The sequence below is a fragment of the Flavobacterium cheongpyeongense genome, assembly GCF_003202435.1.
Lineage (GTDB): Bacteria > Bacteroidota > Bacteroidia > Flavobacteriales > Flavobacteriaceae > Flavobacterium > Flavobacterium cheongpyeongense.
The window spans coordinates 1-372 of the sequence record NZ_QJHK01000060.1; the positions used below are offsets into that span (position 1 = coordinate 1).

1 protein-coding gene is annotated in these 372 nt (G+C 46.8%); it reads right to left on the bottom strand.

Going from position 1 to position 372, the window contains the following annotated elements; translation table 11 throughout:
- Positions 1-372 (bottom strand): hypothetical protein (locus tag DMB65_RS21900; protein WP_133249526.1); only part of this gene is annotated, 372 nt, incomplete at both ends.

Sequence of the window (372 nt, forward strand, 5' to 3'; positions counted from 1 at the left end):
CTGATAAGGTATTAGCTGATGTGTAGCTCGCTGAGCCATTGAAGCTATAAGTATATGGCGCTGTACCTGTACCCACAGTAGCCGTTACAGTTACAACTGCGGCCTGTGGTACATTGCCCGAATTACAGCCAAATGGCGTAACTCCTACTGTAGCTGCCAACTGTAATGGCTGGGTAATCGTTACCGAAATAACAGCTGAATCACAGCCTTTGGCATCCTTAACCACTACTGAATAAGTGCCTTCCGGCAATCCTGTATAAGTTCCTGTAACATCTCCGCTTGTATTGGCACCTGCACCTGTAAGGGTATAGCTATATGGAGCAAGTCCATCAGCAGGTGTCAAGGTAATGGTTCCATTACTGCCTCCAAAAC